Source organism: Lysinibacillus sp. KCTC 33748 (genome assembly GCF_002237755.1).
Taxonomy (GTDB): Bacteria; Bacillota; Bacilli; order Bacillales_A; family Planococcaceae; genus Lysinibacillus.
Map to the genome: position 1 here is coordinate 106,523 of NZ_MWSJ01000005.1, position 16,936 is coordinate 123,458.

Consider the following 16,936-nt stretch of genomic DNA (forward strand, 5'->3'; position numbering starts at 1 on the left):
ATTGCGAATTTCAAAAGAATTTTAAAAATAATATGGAAAAGTGTATTTTTCTAAAAATTAAATTCATTTTATCTATATCTCATTTTGATACAATGAAATTAAAAGAAAAACATAGTGAAATTTATGAATTGAAAAGTATAGAAATGGAAAACAATGTAATTATAAGAGAAAGATTGGAGCAAATAATGCAAAAAACAATTTTAATTGTAGAAGACGAAGATATTTTACGTGAAATCGTTAAAGATTATTTATTAAATGAAGGTTACGATGTGTTAGAAGCAGCAGATGGAAAAGAAGCTTTAACGATATTTGAAGAACATGAAGTACATTTAATTATTTTAGATATTATGCTGCCAGAGTTAGATGGATGGTCTGTTTGTAGAAGGATTCGTAAAACATCTAATGTACCCATCATTATGTTGACAGCGCGTGTAGATGAAGATGATACATTACTTGGTTTTGAGCTAGGGGCAGATGATTATGTTACGAAGCCTTATAGTCCACCAATTTTATTAGCAAGAGCGAAACGATTAATTGAAAGTCGAAATTCTTCAGCAATTGAATCAAATGAAGATACATTATCCAGTAGTGGCATCTATGTACATTTTCCCTCACGTGCAGTAACTGTAGATGGAGAAACTATAACTCTAACACATACCGAATTTGAAATATTAACGTATTTAATGCAGAATCAAGGGATTATTATTACGAGAGAACAAATAATAATTAAAATTTGGGGTTATGAATTTGCTGGGGATGATCGTACAGTCAACAGTCATATTCGTAATTTACGTCATAAATTAGGACATAAAGCAACTTGTATTGTAACTGTTGTCAGGGCTGGATATAAATTTGAGGGGAATGTATGAAAAAAGGGATTGTATTCAAATTATTTTTGCTAACAACAGCATTATGTACACTTATTTTAGTTACTATTTTTATTGGACAAACCCTTTTTTTTAAGCAATATTATGCTAACAGAAAGGTCAATGAAATTAAAACAAGTATTGAGTCTTTTGAAAAAGAATATGTAAAGGCCGAGAATGATTTAAAAACAATTCAAGAGCTGGAACAAAATTTCTACCAAGAAAATACATCATGGATTACAACGTTAGATAGTGTAGGAAATATTAAAACTGCAAATGATTTTTCATTAGAAATACAATTAGATCCTTCTAAAAACAAGAATTTTTCTAATCGTGTCATTCATATCCCACTGTATAGTTTTATCGATGTAGAAGATATACATCGAACGGCTTTTCTTTTAGAGCAGGGCAATCGAATTACTATTGATGGCATACAAAAAGGTGAAACAATAGTTCCTGCAATTTTAACAGTTGAAAATGGTAATGTTGCTTTAGAGAATAAGCAACTATCAGAAATGTTATATGGAAAACAAACTGCAGAACCTATACCAAAAACAAACTCACAAATATATGTAGTAGGTAGTATTAAGAAAGTACAACTCCCACAGGGGATCGTAGGGACAAATTTTATTTATGCCAATCGTGTGTTGATCAACAGGATAAAACAATTTCAAGTGAATTTAATGATGAATGAAAATCATACTAATACTAATTTTGATTCTACAGAAATAATGGATTATGAAGAGAATGGTGTTAAATATAAACTAATAATTAAACCTATAAAAGATTCAAATGGTAAAACAAATTATATTTTTGCTATGACATCATTACAACCAGTAGATGAAGCCGTTCAGATGATACAAGATTATTATGTATATTTAATTATATTTGTATTGCTTCTTATAGTTTTAGTATCATTCTACTACTCCAAAAAAATTGCTAAACCATTGTTACAAATAAATAATACGACCAAAAAAATCGCGGATTTAGATTTTTCGGAAATGATACCTATTACTACGAAAGACGAAATTGGCAGTTTATCGCACAATATTAATACGCTTTCAAAAACTTTGAATTCGTATATTATTCAGCTACAGGAAGATATAGAGAAAGAGAAACAATTAGAAAATACACGTAAAGAGTTTATTTCCGGCGTTTCACATGAATTAAAAACGCCTTTAAGTATTATGAAAAGCTGTATTTCAATTTTGGAAGACGGGGTCGCTAGTAATAAAAAAGATTATTACTTTAAGGCAATGTCAAAAGAAGTAGATAAAATGGATACGCTTATCATTGATATGCTGGAGCTAGCAAAATTTGAGTCCGGTACGTATAAGATGGAAATGGATATTTTCATTATTGATGAGATTATAGAATATATATACGAGCAAGTAGCTTTAGACATAACTAATAAGCAATTACATGTCCATAAATATCTTTCTAAAATTGAAGTAGTTGCAAATCAAAATAGAATTGAACAAGTAATTACGAACTTTATTACCAATGCTATTCGTTATACGCCAGAAAACGAAAATATTATTATTTCAACTATTGAAGAAGAAGAACGCGTAAAGGTATGTGTAGAAAATAAAGGGGCACATATCGCTCTAGAACATTTAGAGAAAATATGGGATCGTTTTTATAGGGGGGATACCTCCCGTAAACGTTCCAAAGGTGGGACAGGATTAGGGCTTGCTATTTCTAAAAATATTTTAGAATTACATGGCGTACAATATGGTGTATCAAATACTGAAGATGGCGTATTATTTTATTTCTATTTAAATAAAAACGTGTAGATTTAAGTTCTACACGTTTTTAATTTTGGCTATTTTCTCAAAGATTGTTGCTTTTATTCTCTTGTGATAAAAAAGCAGCGATGATTCTACAAAAAATTGTGGGATCATCGCTGTTTTGACAAGCAATTTATGGATTATTGAAACGTCATAATATTGAGATTCGTAAACAGACAGATTCCCAGCGGAAGTACACATTGAACACCCATTTGTTCAATCAATAATTTTTTTAGCCTAAGGTAATTGGAAATGTTTATCCATATGGATGGGATTTGAGGTATTATTAAATTAACAGTGCTAGTTTAGGAGAGGGGATAGTGTTCTCAATTATATTCGGTAGTTTAGCCATTTTAATTGTAGTGTTTCTATTGTCTTTTGCGTCTTTTGGCAAAGAAATACTAGACGCGTTATTTAATAATGGGGATTTCTAGTCTATATATGTAATCTTCCATTCTTTTTTGACCACTATTCAAGAGGAATTTCCTTAAGCTTAACACTTGAATGATTTACAACTCGGTTATCGGTTGTTTAGTATTCTCCGCTTAATACAATAAAAAAATAGAGAGTGGGGAACACTCTCTATTTTAGTTATTTAAGGGCTTTATCAAATGTTTTTTCTATTTCATCAGAGTCTTTTGAAATTGCTAAGAGAATATAGCTATCTTTTGTTTTCAAGACATGTTTTTCTATTAGGAAATATTCTTCTGGTAAATAGTCTTTAAAACTTTTTGATTTTTTTTCGATTCTATTTGAAATTTTCTCTTTCATGTTGTCTACATTTTTCATATCTTTTACTTTAATCACAGTGATTTCATCAGCTTTAATGTTTGTAGGGGCAGTAAAAAGAACAAAACTGTCCACTTCATCAGCATTTATGTTATATAACTTTTGAAGTTTTTTATGATCTCCTTCTTTCATTTCTTCTATATTTGTAGTTTGTTTTATTTGTTTTCCTATTTCTATAGCGGAAGGGTTATCAGATGTTTCTTGTTTTCCAGAACAACCACTTAAAACTACTAGTGTAATTGTGCAAGCAAAAATAGTAATAACAGATTTTATATTAAAAGATTTTATTATAATTTTCATAGGTTTAATTCTCCTTGTCGTTTAAATCAGTTATAGATGAATCCTCAAAGAAAGTATTTGCATTGTAAAGCAGTAGCATTTCTTCGATTTTGTTTTTTTGTATGAACATATTTAGGTTATCGGTATAGTATCTAAGATCAATTATATGAATTTCACTAAAATGTGATAGTAAAAAGGGAAGTAAGGCATTTGCATAAGAATCTTTTACAACTAATAATTTTTTTCCATTCGTATTTTCAGTTGTTATCTTCACGAATGGATGATTTCCGTTGAAAAAGACAGTATATTTATCTTTTTTCTTAATGTTATTCATCTCATAAAGGGATTGAGAGGTTTTAGCTTCATCGACATACTCCACTTTGTATTTGATAGCTTCCTTAGGCTCGTATATTTCAATGCTATCCGGATCTATATGTCTAAAACCTGCTTTTGAATATAGTGAACCATAGAAACTATTCGTAATTTTTTTTATGTTGAATGACCCTTTTTGGATAGGAGTAAATTTCATATTTTTACTCAACTCTAGATAGGCATAATATGCGCCTTTAGTAGTCCAATGATGATCGGTTTTATAAAATATATATTCATTCTTTTTTGAACTCAATATTGGATATACATCAATAAAATTAATTTCCTTATTCAAGGATTTCTTTACTTTATCAATATACGTAACCTCATCAACACGCGAAACATAATTAGGAAGTTTATTTTCTAAAATACTAATTGCCGTAGGTACCAACATTACGTGTTTTTGCACATTTGGATTTGCAAGATGAAAATTATTGATTGCTTCAATTTTACTTTTCACATCTTGATCTTCAGGTTTATTAAATTTTTGAAATAAAAAACCATTCTTACCGATATACACTCCGTTATTTTCTTTTTTACCGATTGTTCGATCTATATCAGATTTCATGCTGATCAAAAAATCTCTATATGCAAACTGGTCAGAAATATATTTTTCATAGTTAGGAGTGAATTTTTTATCTAAAAGATTTTGAATAGAGAACACGGGTAACTGTTCTAAGTTTCTATTCTCTGAATCTGAAAATGATTTGTTTGGAGTTAATAAATTAATAGTGAACATTCCACCTATAAACAGTGACAACAAACATGCCATTATACGTTTGTATATTTTTTCATAAGTATTCAAATAACTCACCTCTTTCAACTAAATATGATATAGATAAAAATTAAAATCTAAAATATAGGAATGGGTTATAAGTGTCGTTTACTAAATATGCAGTTGAAAGAACTACTAATATTACATAAAAGATTGGCATGCAAATAGCGCCTGGCAATTTCAATTGTTCTCTTATATAAACAAGTGCCTTTTTGGGGAATGGTGTTGAACAAATAGTTAAGATGCAAAATAGCATAAAATTAGTTGATAGATAATAGAGTGTATTATTATCCAAGAAAGCAGTTTGATTAAAGCCAAACATTGTTCCGATGAAACTAATTGCTACTGATAAGTTATCAAATTCAAAAAATACCCATCCAATTAATACGATAATAAGTGTGTACACATGTGCAATAATACGCATTCTATTTTTAAGCCATTTTAAAAGAAATAGCTTTTCTAGTGTTACAAATAATCCGAAGTACAGCCCCCAAACAACAAAATTCCAGCTAGCTCCATGCCATAATCCTGTTAAGAACCATACTATTAACAAATTTCTAAGCTGTTTGAGTAGTCCTGCCCGATTTCCCCCAAGAGGGATGTATACATACTCTCTAAACCAAGAGCCTAGTGAAATGTGCCATCTACGCCAAAACTCGGTGACACTTCTCGATATATAGGGATAGTTAAAGTTTTCTGGAAAATCAAAACCAAACATTTTCCCTAAACCTTGAGCCATAGCCGAGTATCCTCTAAAATCAAAATAAATTTGGAAGGCAAATGCAATAATCCCAATCCATGCTGTTAAAATAGTTAGGTCTGACATAGAGGTTGATTTAACACTCGTCCAAAGAAGTCCTATATTATTAGCTAATAGTACTTTTAGTGCAAGACCTCTAATAAATAGCTCCATTCCTTCGCCAAAACGATCTAATGTTACTTTTCTATCTTGTAATTGTTTATCAATATCGCTGTATTTTACAATAGGCCCTGCGACAAGTTGTGGGAACATTGTTACATAAGTACCGAAAGAAATAATATTTCTTTGTGCATGTACTTTACCTAAATATACGTCTATCACATAAGACATCGTTTGGAATGTATAGAAAGAGATTCCTATTGGAAGAGGGAGAGTCTCAACGTGAATATTTAAGTTGAAAAGGGTATTGATGTTGTCCACTACGAAACCATAATATTTGAAGAATCCAAGTAATCCTAAATTTATTATGATTGAGTTAATGAATATAGCTTTTGTAATACCCTTGCGACTTCTATATTTGTCTATAAGTACTCCATTCACATAGTCAAATAGGGTGGAGAATATCATAATGACTATATATACTGGTTCACCCCAGGCGTAAAAAATTAGACTGACTATAAATAATACAAAGTTCCGAAGAAACTTAGGGGATATATAATATAAAAGAATTGTTAATGGTAAAAATACAAAAAGAAAAATTAAGCTGCTGAATACCAAGATTCGTCACCTCCTAAATAGTTAAACTTACTTTTTAAAAATTTACAGTCCCTCTAGACTGTAAATTTTTAAATATGGACACTACTTAACAGAAATTTTTACAAGGTCGAGTAGCTGCGTATAATAATTAGCTTTAAAGTGTACGCCATCTTCATCATGTAAATCTGTATTTTTATCAAAAATCGGAGATAGATCAATGTATTCTGCTTTTTCAGCTTTTGCTAACTCTTTAAGTTTCGCATTATATTCATCAATGTGTATATATTGTGGAAACTCCTGTAATGCTTTATCCGTAACAGGTGTTACAGATAAAATGTGTATTTTTACATTAGGAAGCTTTTCTTTTACTTTTTGTATTAGTATTGAATAATTATCTAATGAATACTTGACTGGATTATCGATAGGGTTTCCTTCAAGATCCATTGGCATTAGTAAATCATTAATTCCAAAACTCATAAAAATATGTTCAGGGTTTCTTTCTACTACTTTGTCAACATCCCCCTCTAATGCCATAACTGTAACTTTACCTGCGTCAGCGATAACATTTGTATCATCGATTAATTCTTGATAATTAAGTCCTTCTGTAACAGAATCTCCAAAAAACAAACTATTTTTAAAAATAGATTTATATATGTCTTCCGGTTTTTTTTCATGCGAGGTATTTTGTGTGACTGTATTCGAAGTTTTTTCAGTTCCCTTATCTGCACAGGCTGCGGAGGTTAGTGCAATAGCCCCCATCATTAGACAAATACATACTTTCTTTAACATCTTTTTCTTCCTCTCAAATCATATTTTTTGTAAGCGATAGTGTTTGCATAAGCATCTGGCGTTTACAAAATATAGATTAATGCTTTTGGATAAAGATAAGATGCAGATAAGATATAAATCATTTAAAGAATAGACAAAGTGAAGGAAAGGAACAAAAAAATTTAATGTTGTTATTATGCAAATTCAATTTAGAGAATATGTATTGTGATAATTAAAAAGGAAGCGAATTGTTGCTTGTAGCAATAGTTCGCTTCCTTTTGTATTAGTTTTATATAATAAATACGATTTTGTATGCCTTTAAGGGTTTATTTCATTTGATTTTTTAAGTACTCCAACCAAATTGAGTAAAATTCAGGCTTAAAATGTATACCGTCCTTCACATACAGATCTTTACTATTTTTGAATATCGGAGATAAGTCGATGAAATTTACTCGTTCGCTTTTCGCTAACGTTTTAAAACCTTCATTAAAATCATTAATATTTTGATAGCGCATTTCTTTCTGTGCACGTTCCGGTGTAACGGGTGTAATCGATAGGATATTTATCTTTGTGTCAGGTAATTTTTCTTTTATTTCTTGAATCAGTTGAGAGTATTGAGTTATAGCAGATTCTTTTGTATCGATAAGATTACATAGTCCAAGCAAAATAAATATATTTTTCGGCTTTTGGTTAACTACTTGTTCAACATCTTTATGAGCATCTCCAATTGATTTCCCAATAGCACTTACTACGTTAGCCTCGTCCAATAAATCAAGATCATGAAGTCCATCTGTTATTGAATCTCCTAAAAATACACTTGTTCTAAAAACGGATCCAAATGTAGAAGTATCTATATTAGACACAGGGGAGGATTCTTTTTCAAACATTGTGGAAGAATAATCCGATTTAGCGATTTTTTTCTCGCTATCGAGATTTCCGCAAGCCGATAAGACAGTAATTCCTAACAATGGGATTGTAATCAGTTTTTTTATCATAGACAGTTTCCTTTCGTATTATGTCTTGTCTAGGCTTTACATATAAAGTGTTTTGCAAATCGTTCTGAATATAAGTTAATAGATGGAGATAAAGATTAAATGCAGATTAGATTGAGGTAAATTAAAGAATTAAAATAAGGTAGTTTTAACTATTAGAAGAATCAATATTTTCTATAGTAAATGAACGTGTTAATAGATCGTTAGCTAGTGGATCTGTACTACCATGATAATAAAAAGAAAAGACGTATCGTTCAGAATCCAAATGTAATCTTTCGAGATGTATCACTATCTTCAGTTACCTGGATAGCGCATTAGGAGTTACCATAGCAATTGTAGCAACATTGACACTTTCTCACGCACAGTCAGGCAAGATGTAAGTAAAGAATTAAAAATCATAATCCTTTAGTTGATAGGAAAATAATGAATTGGAATAAATAAAAGTAGTTAATAATTAGATTGATATGCTTAATCCAAGGAATGAGTTCAACAAAATTCTAGGAGAAAACGAAAATAAGTATAGTGAATGGCAAAATTTTTATTTAACTAATTTATAAAAAATACTATTCTTTCAAATTTTTATAACCAGGAAGAATAGTATTTTTATTTTGTTTGTATTGATTACAAATTGTAATGACATAAGTGTAAATAATACTATTCTTTAGCTTACTTAGATATTATCTGCATGTTATCTTTATCTATCTCCAATAGACTATTTATTGTAATAAACATTTGAAGATAATAAATCTAATAGAAAAGGTTCAGCTTTATAACAAGTAATAGTTAATAGAGAGAGGATAGACAAATAATGAAAGAATCAAAGAATCAAAGAATAAAATAAATGTAATAAAGGTAGTAAAATCCCTAGGTATTGTTCTAGCAATATCTTTTTTCATATTCTTTTTTATTGGAAAGTTAAACTCTATTCCAGCAAATATGCAACAACATGAAAAAGAACTATATGATGCATCACCAAAGAAGCAAGAAAGCCCTGATAAAAAGCCAGTCGAGAAAGTTGTTTATTTAACATTTGATGACGGTCCTACTACATTAACAAGTCAATTTTTAGAAGTATTAAAGGAACAAAATATTAAGGTAACATTTTTATGATAGGAAGTAATTTGCAAAATACAAATTATCAGGAAAGTGTAAAGCGAGCAGTAATAGAGGGACATTATATTGGTGCACATAGTATGTCACATAATAGTGATAAGCTATATAAAAAAGGACAATTCGTACCAGAGATGAAAGAAACGTTAGCGCTTATATATGATATTACCGGTACAAATCCTAAACTAGTTCGTCCACCGTATGGGTCTGCACCAGGATTGGAGAGTAAAGAAATTCGCAATCAAATTGCAGAATCTGAAATAAGGGCGTGGGATTGGACAATTGATTCTCGTGATTGGGAATTAAAAGATAAACCAAATCAGATTATAGAAAATGTAAAAAGACAAACAACAGAAGATGTAGAAGTTGTTTTGATGCATGAAAAACCACAAACGTTCCATGCTCTTCCTGATATCATTAAATTTTATAAGGAGCAAGGATATGAATTTTGAGTATACAACGATGCAAACCATTTTTATCTAAACTTCCAAAAGGATCACCGACTATAACAGATAAATATTATTTTTAGACTGTAGTTTTTGCTAATAAAAAAGGAGAACTTTTAATTTTTTTAAACAAATAATCAAGCAATATGCCGATCTTTCATAAAGAAAATCGGCTTTTCCCTACTGAACACCTAGAGGGAAGAAACTATAAAAAGGGTCACTTGGGATAGGAGTGACCCTCAGTAACAAAATTCGGAGGTGTAAGGCTAAATTAGCTTTACATTACTATTTATATGTCGTGATGACGTTGTTTGTATAGTTCATAGCCTGAGAAACTAGATTTAATTTCTTTCAGCAACTGTCTTATGCGAAAGCACAACGTCTGTTGCGGAAGTCTCCCACCTCTATAGTTGGTCAGATGGATGTGAATTTAAGCTACTTTTCAGCGGGTGTAAAATAGCCGCGGCCTCGTTTCACGCTACAGCTAAGAAATGTAAATTGAATTTTTATCAGTTTTAAGCTTTAACCTTTAACCTTTAATCCTAACAATGAAGCAAATCCAACCGCTTGTTCCGAGGATACTTCACAGCCTTTCAAGCTTTCCAACGTAACATTAAGTCTTTCAAATTTACATGTGCTAATATCAATGCCTTGTAGTGACGTTTGCGAGAAATCAACATCATTAATATCACTTTGAGAAAATATTACCTTATTAAAAGAGCATTCATAATAGTTCGCACCCTGTAGATTTGAATTATCGAATATTACTTGTTTTAAACGAGTCTCAGAAAAGTTACATAAATTTGCAATACAATTTTCAAAAGAAACGTTTCCTAAATTAGATTCTGAAAAATCTAGCCCTAATGTTTTACAGTTTTTAAATTTGACTCGATGTATGATGCCTTCACAAAAGCTGGAATTAGATAAATCACAGTTTTCAAAAATTACATCAGTCAAATCAATTTTTCTAAAAGTAACATTTATGAATCTTACATTTTTAAAAATAACTTTTGATAAAATTAGTCTTTCGACATCCTCGTTATCAATTACAGTGTTAGAGATCATGCAGTTTGATAAATATGGTTCTTCTTCATAATAAATATCTTGAAAATTCGCTTTTTCTAAATGTAATGGTAATTTTGGTAATTCAATTTTGCAGCCTTTTGCCACAATAGCACACCTTTCAATACAGTTATTTACTACTAATATAAAAGTTTAAATAAAAGGCCTTAATTATATAAGACTATATTTTTTAGTAAAAGTGTGTGCAACATGATTGTTTGAAAAGATAAATTTATTAGTATTTTTAAAAAGTGATTTTATACATTTCTAAAAATCGTCAATCATAAATATTTTGCTGACCGTTAATCCTAATGGAGCGGTGTAGTTCAATAACGCATGATGTTATACTTTAAGGGAATTGTAAAAATTCGATGTTCATTTACTTAATTAAAAGGCTAAGAATATGTTAGTGAGGTATTTTAAATAATGATGAAAATAGTACCCCCTAAGCCTTTTTTCTATAAAGGTGGAAAGAAGGCCGTTTTACTATTGCATTCTTTTACTAGCAATACTATTGATATGAAGAAGTTAGGGAAGTATTTACAAAAGAACAATTATTCTTGCTACGCGCCATTATATAGTGGGCATGGTTTAACAGCAGAAGAACTTCTCACATATAGACCATCAGATTGGTGGCAAGATGTCCTAAACGGGTACCAATTGTTGAAGGATGAAGGTTTTGAAAAAATAGCTGTGATTGGTCTTTCTCTTGGTGGTGTGTTTGCATTAAAAGTTGGTCAAGAGTTGGAGATTAATGGTGTTGTCACAATGTCAGTGCCAACAAATAGGGAAGCGGCTTTTCTCCAAAAGCGTGTCTTTCATTATGCAAAAGGATACAAACAACTTGAAGGGAAAAATGAAGAGCAAATAAATTTAGAATTGAAACGTCTTCAGAATATGTCTATCGATTCATTAATTGAGTTCCAACAGCTAATTAATACAACGATGAATAAACTAAGACTTTTAACCTCACCAATTCGTATATTATATGGTGAATTAGATGAACCATTGTATAAAGAGAGTGCAGAGGTGATTTTTCAAAGCGTTGCAACAAATCAAAAAACAATAAAAGGGTATCCGAACTCTAAACATTTAATGACAATAGGCACCGACATTAACGACGTGAACAAAGATATTCTTACATTCTTAAATGATTTAACTTGGTAATTTCATGAAAAAGCAACTAATCTTTAAAGTGGGAATTTTATAAGGGAAGAGTAGAAAAGCGTTCCTGTTATTACAGGAACGCTTTTCTACATCTGCCTGTAAAGATACATTGGGATGAGATTAATTCCCTTATAAAAGAAAAGAGTGGTGAAAAGGTTACTTGAAAAATATGGAGATTAAATATTTGAACTACTATGAAAACAAAAAGTAGACGATCACCGATCATTTGACAACAAAATCGAGGGTTAAAAAAATTCGAATAATTTAAAATGATAATGGTGTTTTTACCATTAATGGATTTATTATTAAAAGATTTGCGTTTGGATTTATTTAACCTTTAATGTTCAGTAACATTAGTTTAAATTTATTGAATTAAAACTTACAAAATTATAAGGTACATGTCATCAAAATTAATTGTTAAAACTAAAATTGTGTTTTAGAATTACTATTGTTGAAAATTTATTAAAGGTCACTCGTCCTAAAATGAACCGTATTTTGTATTTGAAGATTGCAATCCATGACGAATGTAATAGTTAAAGTAAAAGAAACTAGAAAATACTGCTATCTGAATGTTTCTTTTATTCCTAATAAATTGGAAATATGAATAAACATTTTAATATACAATGAGGTATTCCTATATACCCCGTAAATGTTAGTTGAAAAAATAACATATGCTGGGGGTTTTTATGAAAGAGGTTTACAAAAGTATGGAGTAATGTACTAGCTGTCTTCAATTATATTTAACAACTTGACAGAATTCTAAATGGGGAGTAAGCTACATTAGCTGCGAAAAAAGCTATTGTGAAGTAACATTTTTAAATGAAATACTTATAATCTAAGTTAATACAGAATGTTAGCTTAAAATCATCGTATGCGATAACGGCTACTGACCTGCATCGGTAAAAACGCTACGTCTTGTGGCATTACCGAAATAACCGACATCGTTTCGGCCTTCACGCAGGCATAATTGATTGTTAAGTAAGTAAAAGAGGTGTAAAAATGAAAAATTTATTAAGTAAAAAAGATGGCCTTTTAAATAAATTTTTAGGGATATATTTATTAGCTGTTTTAATGTTATGGATGAAAACATACATCGCTCAAACAGCACAATTTAAACTAGGAGTAGAAGGAGTACTTCAACAATTCCTTTTACTAATAAATCCACTAGGTTCCGCAATGCTATTTCTAGGATTGTCATTTTTATTTAGTGGAAAGAGAAAATATACATCACTAGTTGTAGTATACACTCTGATGTCTATTGTTTTATATGCTAATATTGTTTATTACCGATTTTTTAGTGATTTCATAACATTACCTACTGTTACCCAAACGCAGAACTTCGGAGATTTAGGTGGTAGTGTTCTTTCTTTACTAAAACCTTATGATATCTTGTTCTTTGTAGATGTATTTGTAATGTTTTACCTACGATTCTCAAGAAAAGTACAAAAAGAGTCTAATCGTTTAGGATATAAAAAAGCAACGGCAATCATTGCATTTGCATTGGCAATATCCGTCCTAAATTTAGGGCTAGCTGAAGCTGATCGTCCGCAATTATTATCTCGAGGTTTTGATAGAAACTATATTGTGAAATATCTAGGAATGTATAACTATACGATTTATGATTCAGTAGAAACGATGAAAGCATCTTCACAGAGAGCTTTGGCGGATAGTAGTGATATTACAGAAGTGATGAACTATACAAAATCTAACTACGCCAAACCCAATGCAGAATATTTTGGTGCAGCAAAAGGAATGAACGTCGTCTATTTACATTTAGAATCATTCCAAAACTTTTTAATCGACTATAAATTAAACGGTGAAGAAGTTACACCTTTCTTAAATTCATTAGCAAAAGATAAGAATACAATGTATTTTGATAATTTCTTCCATCAGACAGGTCAAGGTAAAACTTCTGATGCAGAATTTATGCTGGAAAATTCTTTATTTGGGTTACCACAAGGATCTGCTTATATTACTAAAGCACAAAATACGTACCAAGCAGCTCCTAGTATTTTAAAAGATTATGGTTATACATCTGCTGTATTCCATGGTAACAACGGAAGCTTCTGGAATCGAAATGAAATTTATAAATCATTTGGATTCGATCACTTCTTTGATGCTAGTTATTATGATACTGGTTCTACAGAAAACATGGCTGAATACGGATTGTTAGATAAACCATTCTTTAAACAATCTGAAAATCTTTTAAGTTCGTTACCACAACCTTTTTATACGAAATTAATTACGGTAGGGAACCACTTCCCTTATAAAATGGATCAAAGCTTAGTTACAATTGATAAAGCTAATACTGGAGATTCAAGTGTAGATAATTATTTCCAAACAGCACGTTATGCAGATGAAGCAATCAAACAAGCATTCGACCAATTAAAAGAATCAGGTTTATATGATAATACGATGATCGTTCTTTATGGTGACCATTACGGAATTTCAGATAATCATAATGATGCGATGGAACAAGTCATTGGAAAAGAAATTACACCATATGAAAGTGCTAATTTGCAACGCGTACCATTATTTATACATGTTCCAGGAATGCAAGGTGGGACTAACCATGCTTATGGTGGTCAAACAGACCTTCTTCCAACGCTATTACATTTACTAGGAATTGATACGCAAAAATTTGTTCAATTTGGTTCAGACTTATTATCAAAAGAGCATGATGAAATTGTACCATTTAGAAATAGCGATTTTGTCAGCCCTACGATTTACTCAATTAATGGGAAATTTTATGATAATAAAACAGGTTTACTACTAGATGATAGTCAATTAGAGCTTGCGAAAACTATCAAAGATCAAGTAGATCTTAAACTGCATCTATCAGATAAAGTAGTGAATGGTGACTTATTGAGATTCTATACGCCAACAGATTATACGCCAGTGGATCCTTCTAAGTATAATTACTCGAAAGATGCAGATGTAGAATCTAATTAACTAGTACCATATACAAGCAGTTGAATTGATATTTAAGAGTTTTATTTTCATAATGTCACATCAGAAAAGCGCGAGAGATCAATGTTTCTAATATTGATTTCTCGTGCTTTTTATAGTTTTGAACCAGTGTTAACCTAGCCTCTTAACGGCGAGTTATTATGATTAGATAGTGATGATACTACGCATGATAAGAATTATTTTAACCATATTAAAGATAAAATTCTCTGGGTAGATTTAGGGGATGATGATTAAAATAGTATAAACCGGCAGAAATAAAGGTTGCCGGTTCTGGATGATGAGTATCAATTTATTTTGTACTGTTTTTATTTGCAAATTGACCAGAAGCTTGATTTTTGTTAGCTTCTGCTTGCTGGATTTGTTGTCTAATTTGATTAACATCAGTCTCATTCCCGAATTCTTCGTTCATCGAGTTTACTGAACCAGAAGCTTGATTTTTGTTAGCTTCTGCCTGTTGGATTTGTTGTTTAATTTGTTGAACATCAGTCTCATTCCCAAATTCTTCGTTCATCGAGTTAAAGTTTTGGTTGTTGTTATTCATGGATTTCACCTCCTGAAAGTAGTCTGTACAGAAGATGTTTTATTATTCGAATAAAATAATCCTAAGGCAGAGTTAATACCAGCTAACATTAACTGTATATTACCTCGTAATTTATTAATTATTGAACAGTTAAAAAAACCCAGTAATAAACTGGGGTAATCGCCGTATCCTAATTAACGATGAAAATACGGTAGAAACTTTGTTCAATAGGTCTCTTTGGGAGTGAAATGGCCGATTCCTTTTAATTCAAAGTCAAAAAATTTAAGAATTAGTTCATTTTCAGTTTCAATACAGTAAGATTGAGCAATATCGGCTTTTCCTCCTTGTATAATATTTGCCAGTATAGGAGAGAAAAGGGGTAAATCAGTCAAGCTTAAATGTTTCGCCCCTTGAAAATGCACAGTATATGCTTCTTTGAAGTGTTCATTTTTGGGGTTGTTTGCTATATAAATGGAGTTACTCTCAAGCTGTCTCCATACATCGTCAGAATAAATGTTAAGAAGATGGGGCGTAAAGTCTTTGCTGTTAGCTACAAAATCATCCATTTCTTTCTTATAAACAAGCTCACTAAAGAACGGGGCATCAATATTTACAACTGCACTTATATCATTACGCTCTCTGCCTAACCGCACACTTGCAGCACCGCCCATAGAATGCCCGAATACACCAATTTTCTCTGTATCGATTTGTTGATAAAGGGGGTTATTATCATTTTTTGACTTTTTAAGGATCGTATCAATGACAAAATTCATATCGTCTGTTCGTAATTTCATCCATTTTTGAATGAGATTGTACATTTCTTCATTCGAGTAAACGCCTTTATTCATATTTGTGACTTCATGACTAAAATCTGAATTGATCATAACTACTGTCCCATCCTCTGAACGAGTATAGAAGGAGTGATAGGGATGATCGATTGAAACGACTACATAACCGTGGCTTGCCAGCTCAGTATAGGTAGAACTGTTGCTTGTCTTGATACCGTATGCCCCGTGTGAGAACACCAATAAAGGGTATGTTCCATCTGCATTTTTGGGATACCAAAATTCTACATTAACAAATCTGTTGTCCCCGTTGTCAGTAAATTCCTCAATACGATTCTTGTCAATGTATGTGTCAGTAGCGGTTGCGACTTCATATTCTCCTGTCACTTTTGGTGATGGGTGCTGTGGAAAAATAATTACAGGTGAAAGTGCTAATGCAAATGTCAATATCATCATAATGGACTTCCACACAATGTTAGAAGTTTTGTATGGTTTGATATTTGTTTTGTTAAGAATAAGAGAAACAGTCCCATTTACGGCTAATAAGAAAAGAAGTATAGCAAGCATTATCCAGCGGAAAGCCCAGTCAATCACCGATGAAATAGTAAGTAGTACAAATATAATAAATACAGCAATTCTAATCCAATTCTTTATTTTTTTGTGGTTTTGCTTAGTTGAAAGGCAATAGATGGCAAAGGTAATCTCGAAAATCAAAGCGACTAATAAAAGTAAAATTCCCATATTCATAACTCCACCTCATTGGAAAAATTTTTTTGTAAAATCATCATATGA

At 31.1% G+C, this 16,936-nt stretch carries 12 protein-coding genes and 1 pseudogene; 5 read left to right on the forward strand and 8 right to left on the reverse strand.

Translation table 11 applies throughout. The annotated features are described in order from the left end of the window. Positions 1-185: 185 nt before the first annotated feature. Together B1B04_RS09615 and B1B04_RS09620 are read left to right on the forward strand one after the other, a co-directional pair. Positions 186-869 (forward strand): response regulator transcription factor, encoded by a 684-nt coding sequence (locus tag B1B04_RS09615; RefSeq protein ID WP_079561368.1) that lies wholly within the window; start codon positions 186-188, stop codon positions 867-869. Then, positions 866-2,662 (forward strand): sensor histidine kinase, encoded by a 1,797-nt coding sequence (locus tag B1B04_RS09620; protein ID WP_079561259.1) that lies wholly within the window; start codon positions 866-868, stop codon positions 2,660-2,662. Before B1B04_RS09615 ends, B1B04_RS09620 begins: the two co-directional genes overlap by 4 nt. Before the next feature lie 585 nt (positions 2,663-3,247). Here B1B04_RS09620 and B1B04_RS09625 read toward each other — a convergent pair. The 5 genes from B1B04_RS09625 to B1B04_RS09645 all read right to left on the reverse strand — a co-directional run bounded on the left by B1B04_RS09625 (position 3,248) and on the right by B1B04_RS09645 (position 8,087). Then, complete coding sequence (locus tag B1B04_RS09625) at positions 3,248-3,745, reverse strand: DUF4358 domain-containing protein (protein WP_079561260.1); 498 nt, start codon at positions 3,743-3,745, stop codon at positions 3,248-3,250. A gap of 4 nt (positions 3,746-3,749) precedes the next feature. Beyond that, positions 3,750-4,898, reverse strand: a complete 1,149-nt coding sequence (locus tag B1B04_RS09630; protein WP_079561261.1) for a DHHW family protein — start codon at positions 4,896-4,898, stop codon at positions 3,750-3,752. 40 nt (positions 4,899-4,938) lie between these two features. Then, positions 4,939-6,345, reverse strand: a complete 1,407-nt coding sequence (locus B1B04_RS09635; protein WP_079561262.1) for an MBOAT family O-acyltransferase — start codon at positions 6,343-6,345, stop codon at positions 4,939-4,941. Positions 6,346-6,426: 81 nt separating this feature from the next. After that, positions 6,427-7,113, reverse strand: a complete 687-nt coding sequence (locus B1B04_RS09640) for a GDSL-type esterase/lipase family protein (RefSeq protein ID WP_079561263.1) — start codon at positions 7,111-7,113, stop codon at positions 6,427-6,429. A 305-nt stretch (positions 7,114-7,418) separates the two neighbouring features. Further along, positions 7,419-8,087, reverse strand: a complete 669-nt coding sequence (locus B1B04_RS09645) for a GDSL-type esterase/lipase family protein (protein WP_079561264.1) — start codon at positions 8,085-8,087, stop codon at positions 7,419-7,421. An 813-nt stretch (positions 8,088-8,900) separates the two neighbouring features. Between B1B04_RS09645 and B1B04_RS26140 the strand changes: the two are divergent. Beyond that, positions 8,901-9,646 (forward strand): annotated as a pseudogene (locus B1B04_RS26140) (polysaccharide deacetylase family protein). A gap of 516 nt (positions 9,647-10,162) precedes the next feature. Here B1B04_RS26140 and B1B04_RS09655 read toward each other — a convergent pair. After that, positions 10,163-10,810 carry a pentapeptide repeat-containing protein gene (locus B1B04_RS09655; RefSeq protein ID WP_079561265.1) on the reverse strand — a complete coding sequence of 216 codons (648 nt, stop codon included), beginning with the start codon at positions 10,808-10,810 and terminating at the stop codon, positions 10,163-10,165. 318 nt (positions 10,811-11,128) lie between these two features. Between B1B04_RS09655 and B1B04_RS09660 the strand changes: the two genes are divergently transcribed. Further along, entirely contained in the window at positions 11,129-11,869 is a 741-nt protein-coding gene (locus B1B04_RS09660; RefSeq protein WP_240518258.1) for an alpha/beta hydrolase, read from the forward strand. 999 nt (positions 11,870-12,868) lie between these two features. Further along, complete coding sequence (gene ltaS, locus B1B04_RS09665; protein ID WP_079561266.1) at positions 12,869-14,821, forward strand: lipoteichoic acid synthase; 1,953 nt, start codon at positions 12,869-12,871, stop codon at positions 14,819-14,821. A gap of 307 nt (positions 14,822-15,128) precedes the next feature. On the opposite strand, the gene B1B04_RS09670 is transcribed toward ltaS, so the two are convergent. Further along, complete coding sequence (locus B1B04_RS09670; protein ID WP_276207748.1) at positions 15,129-15,389, reverse strand: gamma-type small acid-soluble spore protein; 261 nt, start codon at positions 15,387-15,389, stop codon at positions 15,129-15,131. A gap of 194 nt (positions 15,390-15,583) precedes the next feature. Then, positions 15,584-16,885, reverse strand: coding sequence for an alpha/beta hydrolase family protein (locus B1B04_RS09675; RefSeq protein ID WP_079561268.1), 1,302 nt, complete (start codon positions 16,883-16,885; stop codon positions 15,584-15,586). Positions 16,886-16,936: the final 51 nt, after the last annotated feature.

Bases quoted from the DNA above. Each gene is read 5' to 3' on its own strand.
- B1B04_RS09675 (WP_079561268.1), bottom strand. From the start codon at position 16,885: ATGGGAATTTTACTTTTATTAGTCGCTTTGATTTTCGAGATTACCTTT.
- B1B04_RS09660 (WP_240518258.1), top strand. From the start codon at position 11,129: ATGATGAAAATAGTACCCCCTAAGCCTTTTTTCTATAAAGGTGGAAAG.
- B1B04_RS09645 (WP_079561264.1), bottom strand. From the start codon at position 8,087: ATGATAAAAAAACTGATTACAATCCCATTGTTAGGAATTACTGTCTTA.
- B1B04_RS09640 (WP_079561263.1), bottom strand. From the start codon at position 7,113: ATGTTAAAGAAAGTATGTATTTGTCTAATGATGGGGGCTATTGCACTA.
- B1B04_RS09620 (WP_079561259.1), top strand. From the start codon at position 866: ATGAAAAAAGGGATTGTATTCAAATTATTTTTGCTAACAACAGCATTA.
- ltaS (WP_079561266.1), top strand. From the start codon at position 12,869: ATGAAAAATTTATTAAGTAAAAAAGATGGCCTTTTAAATAAATTTTTA.
- B1B04_RS09615 (WP_079561368.1), top strand. From the start codon at position 186: ATGCAAAAAACAATTTTAATTGTAGAAGACGAAGATATTTTACGTGAA.
- B1B04_RS09625 (WP_079561260.1), bottom strand. From the start codon at position 3,745: ATGAAAATTATAATAAAATCTTTTAATATAAAATCTGTTATTACTATT.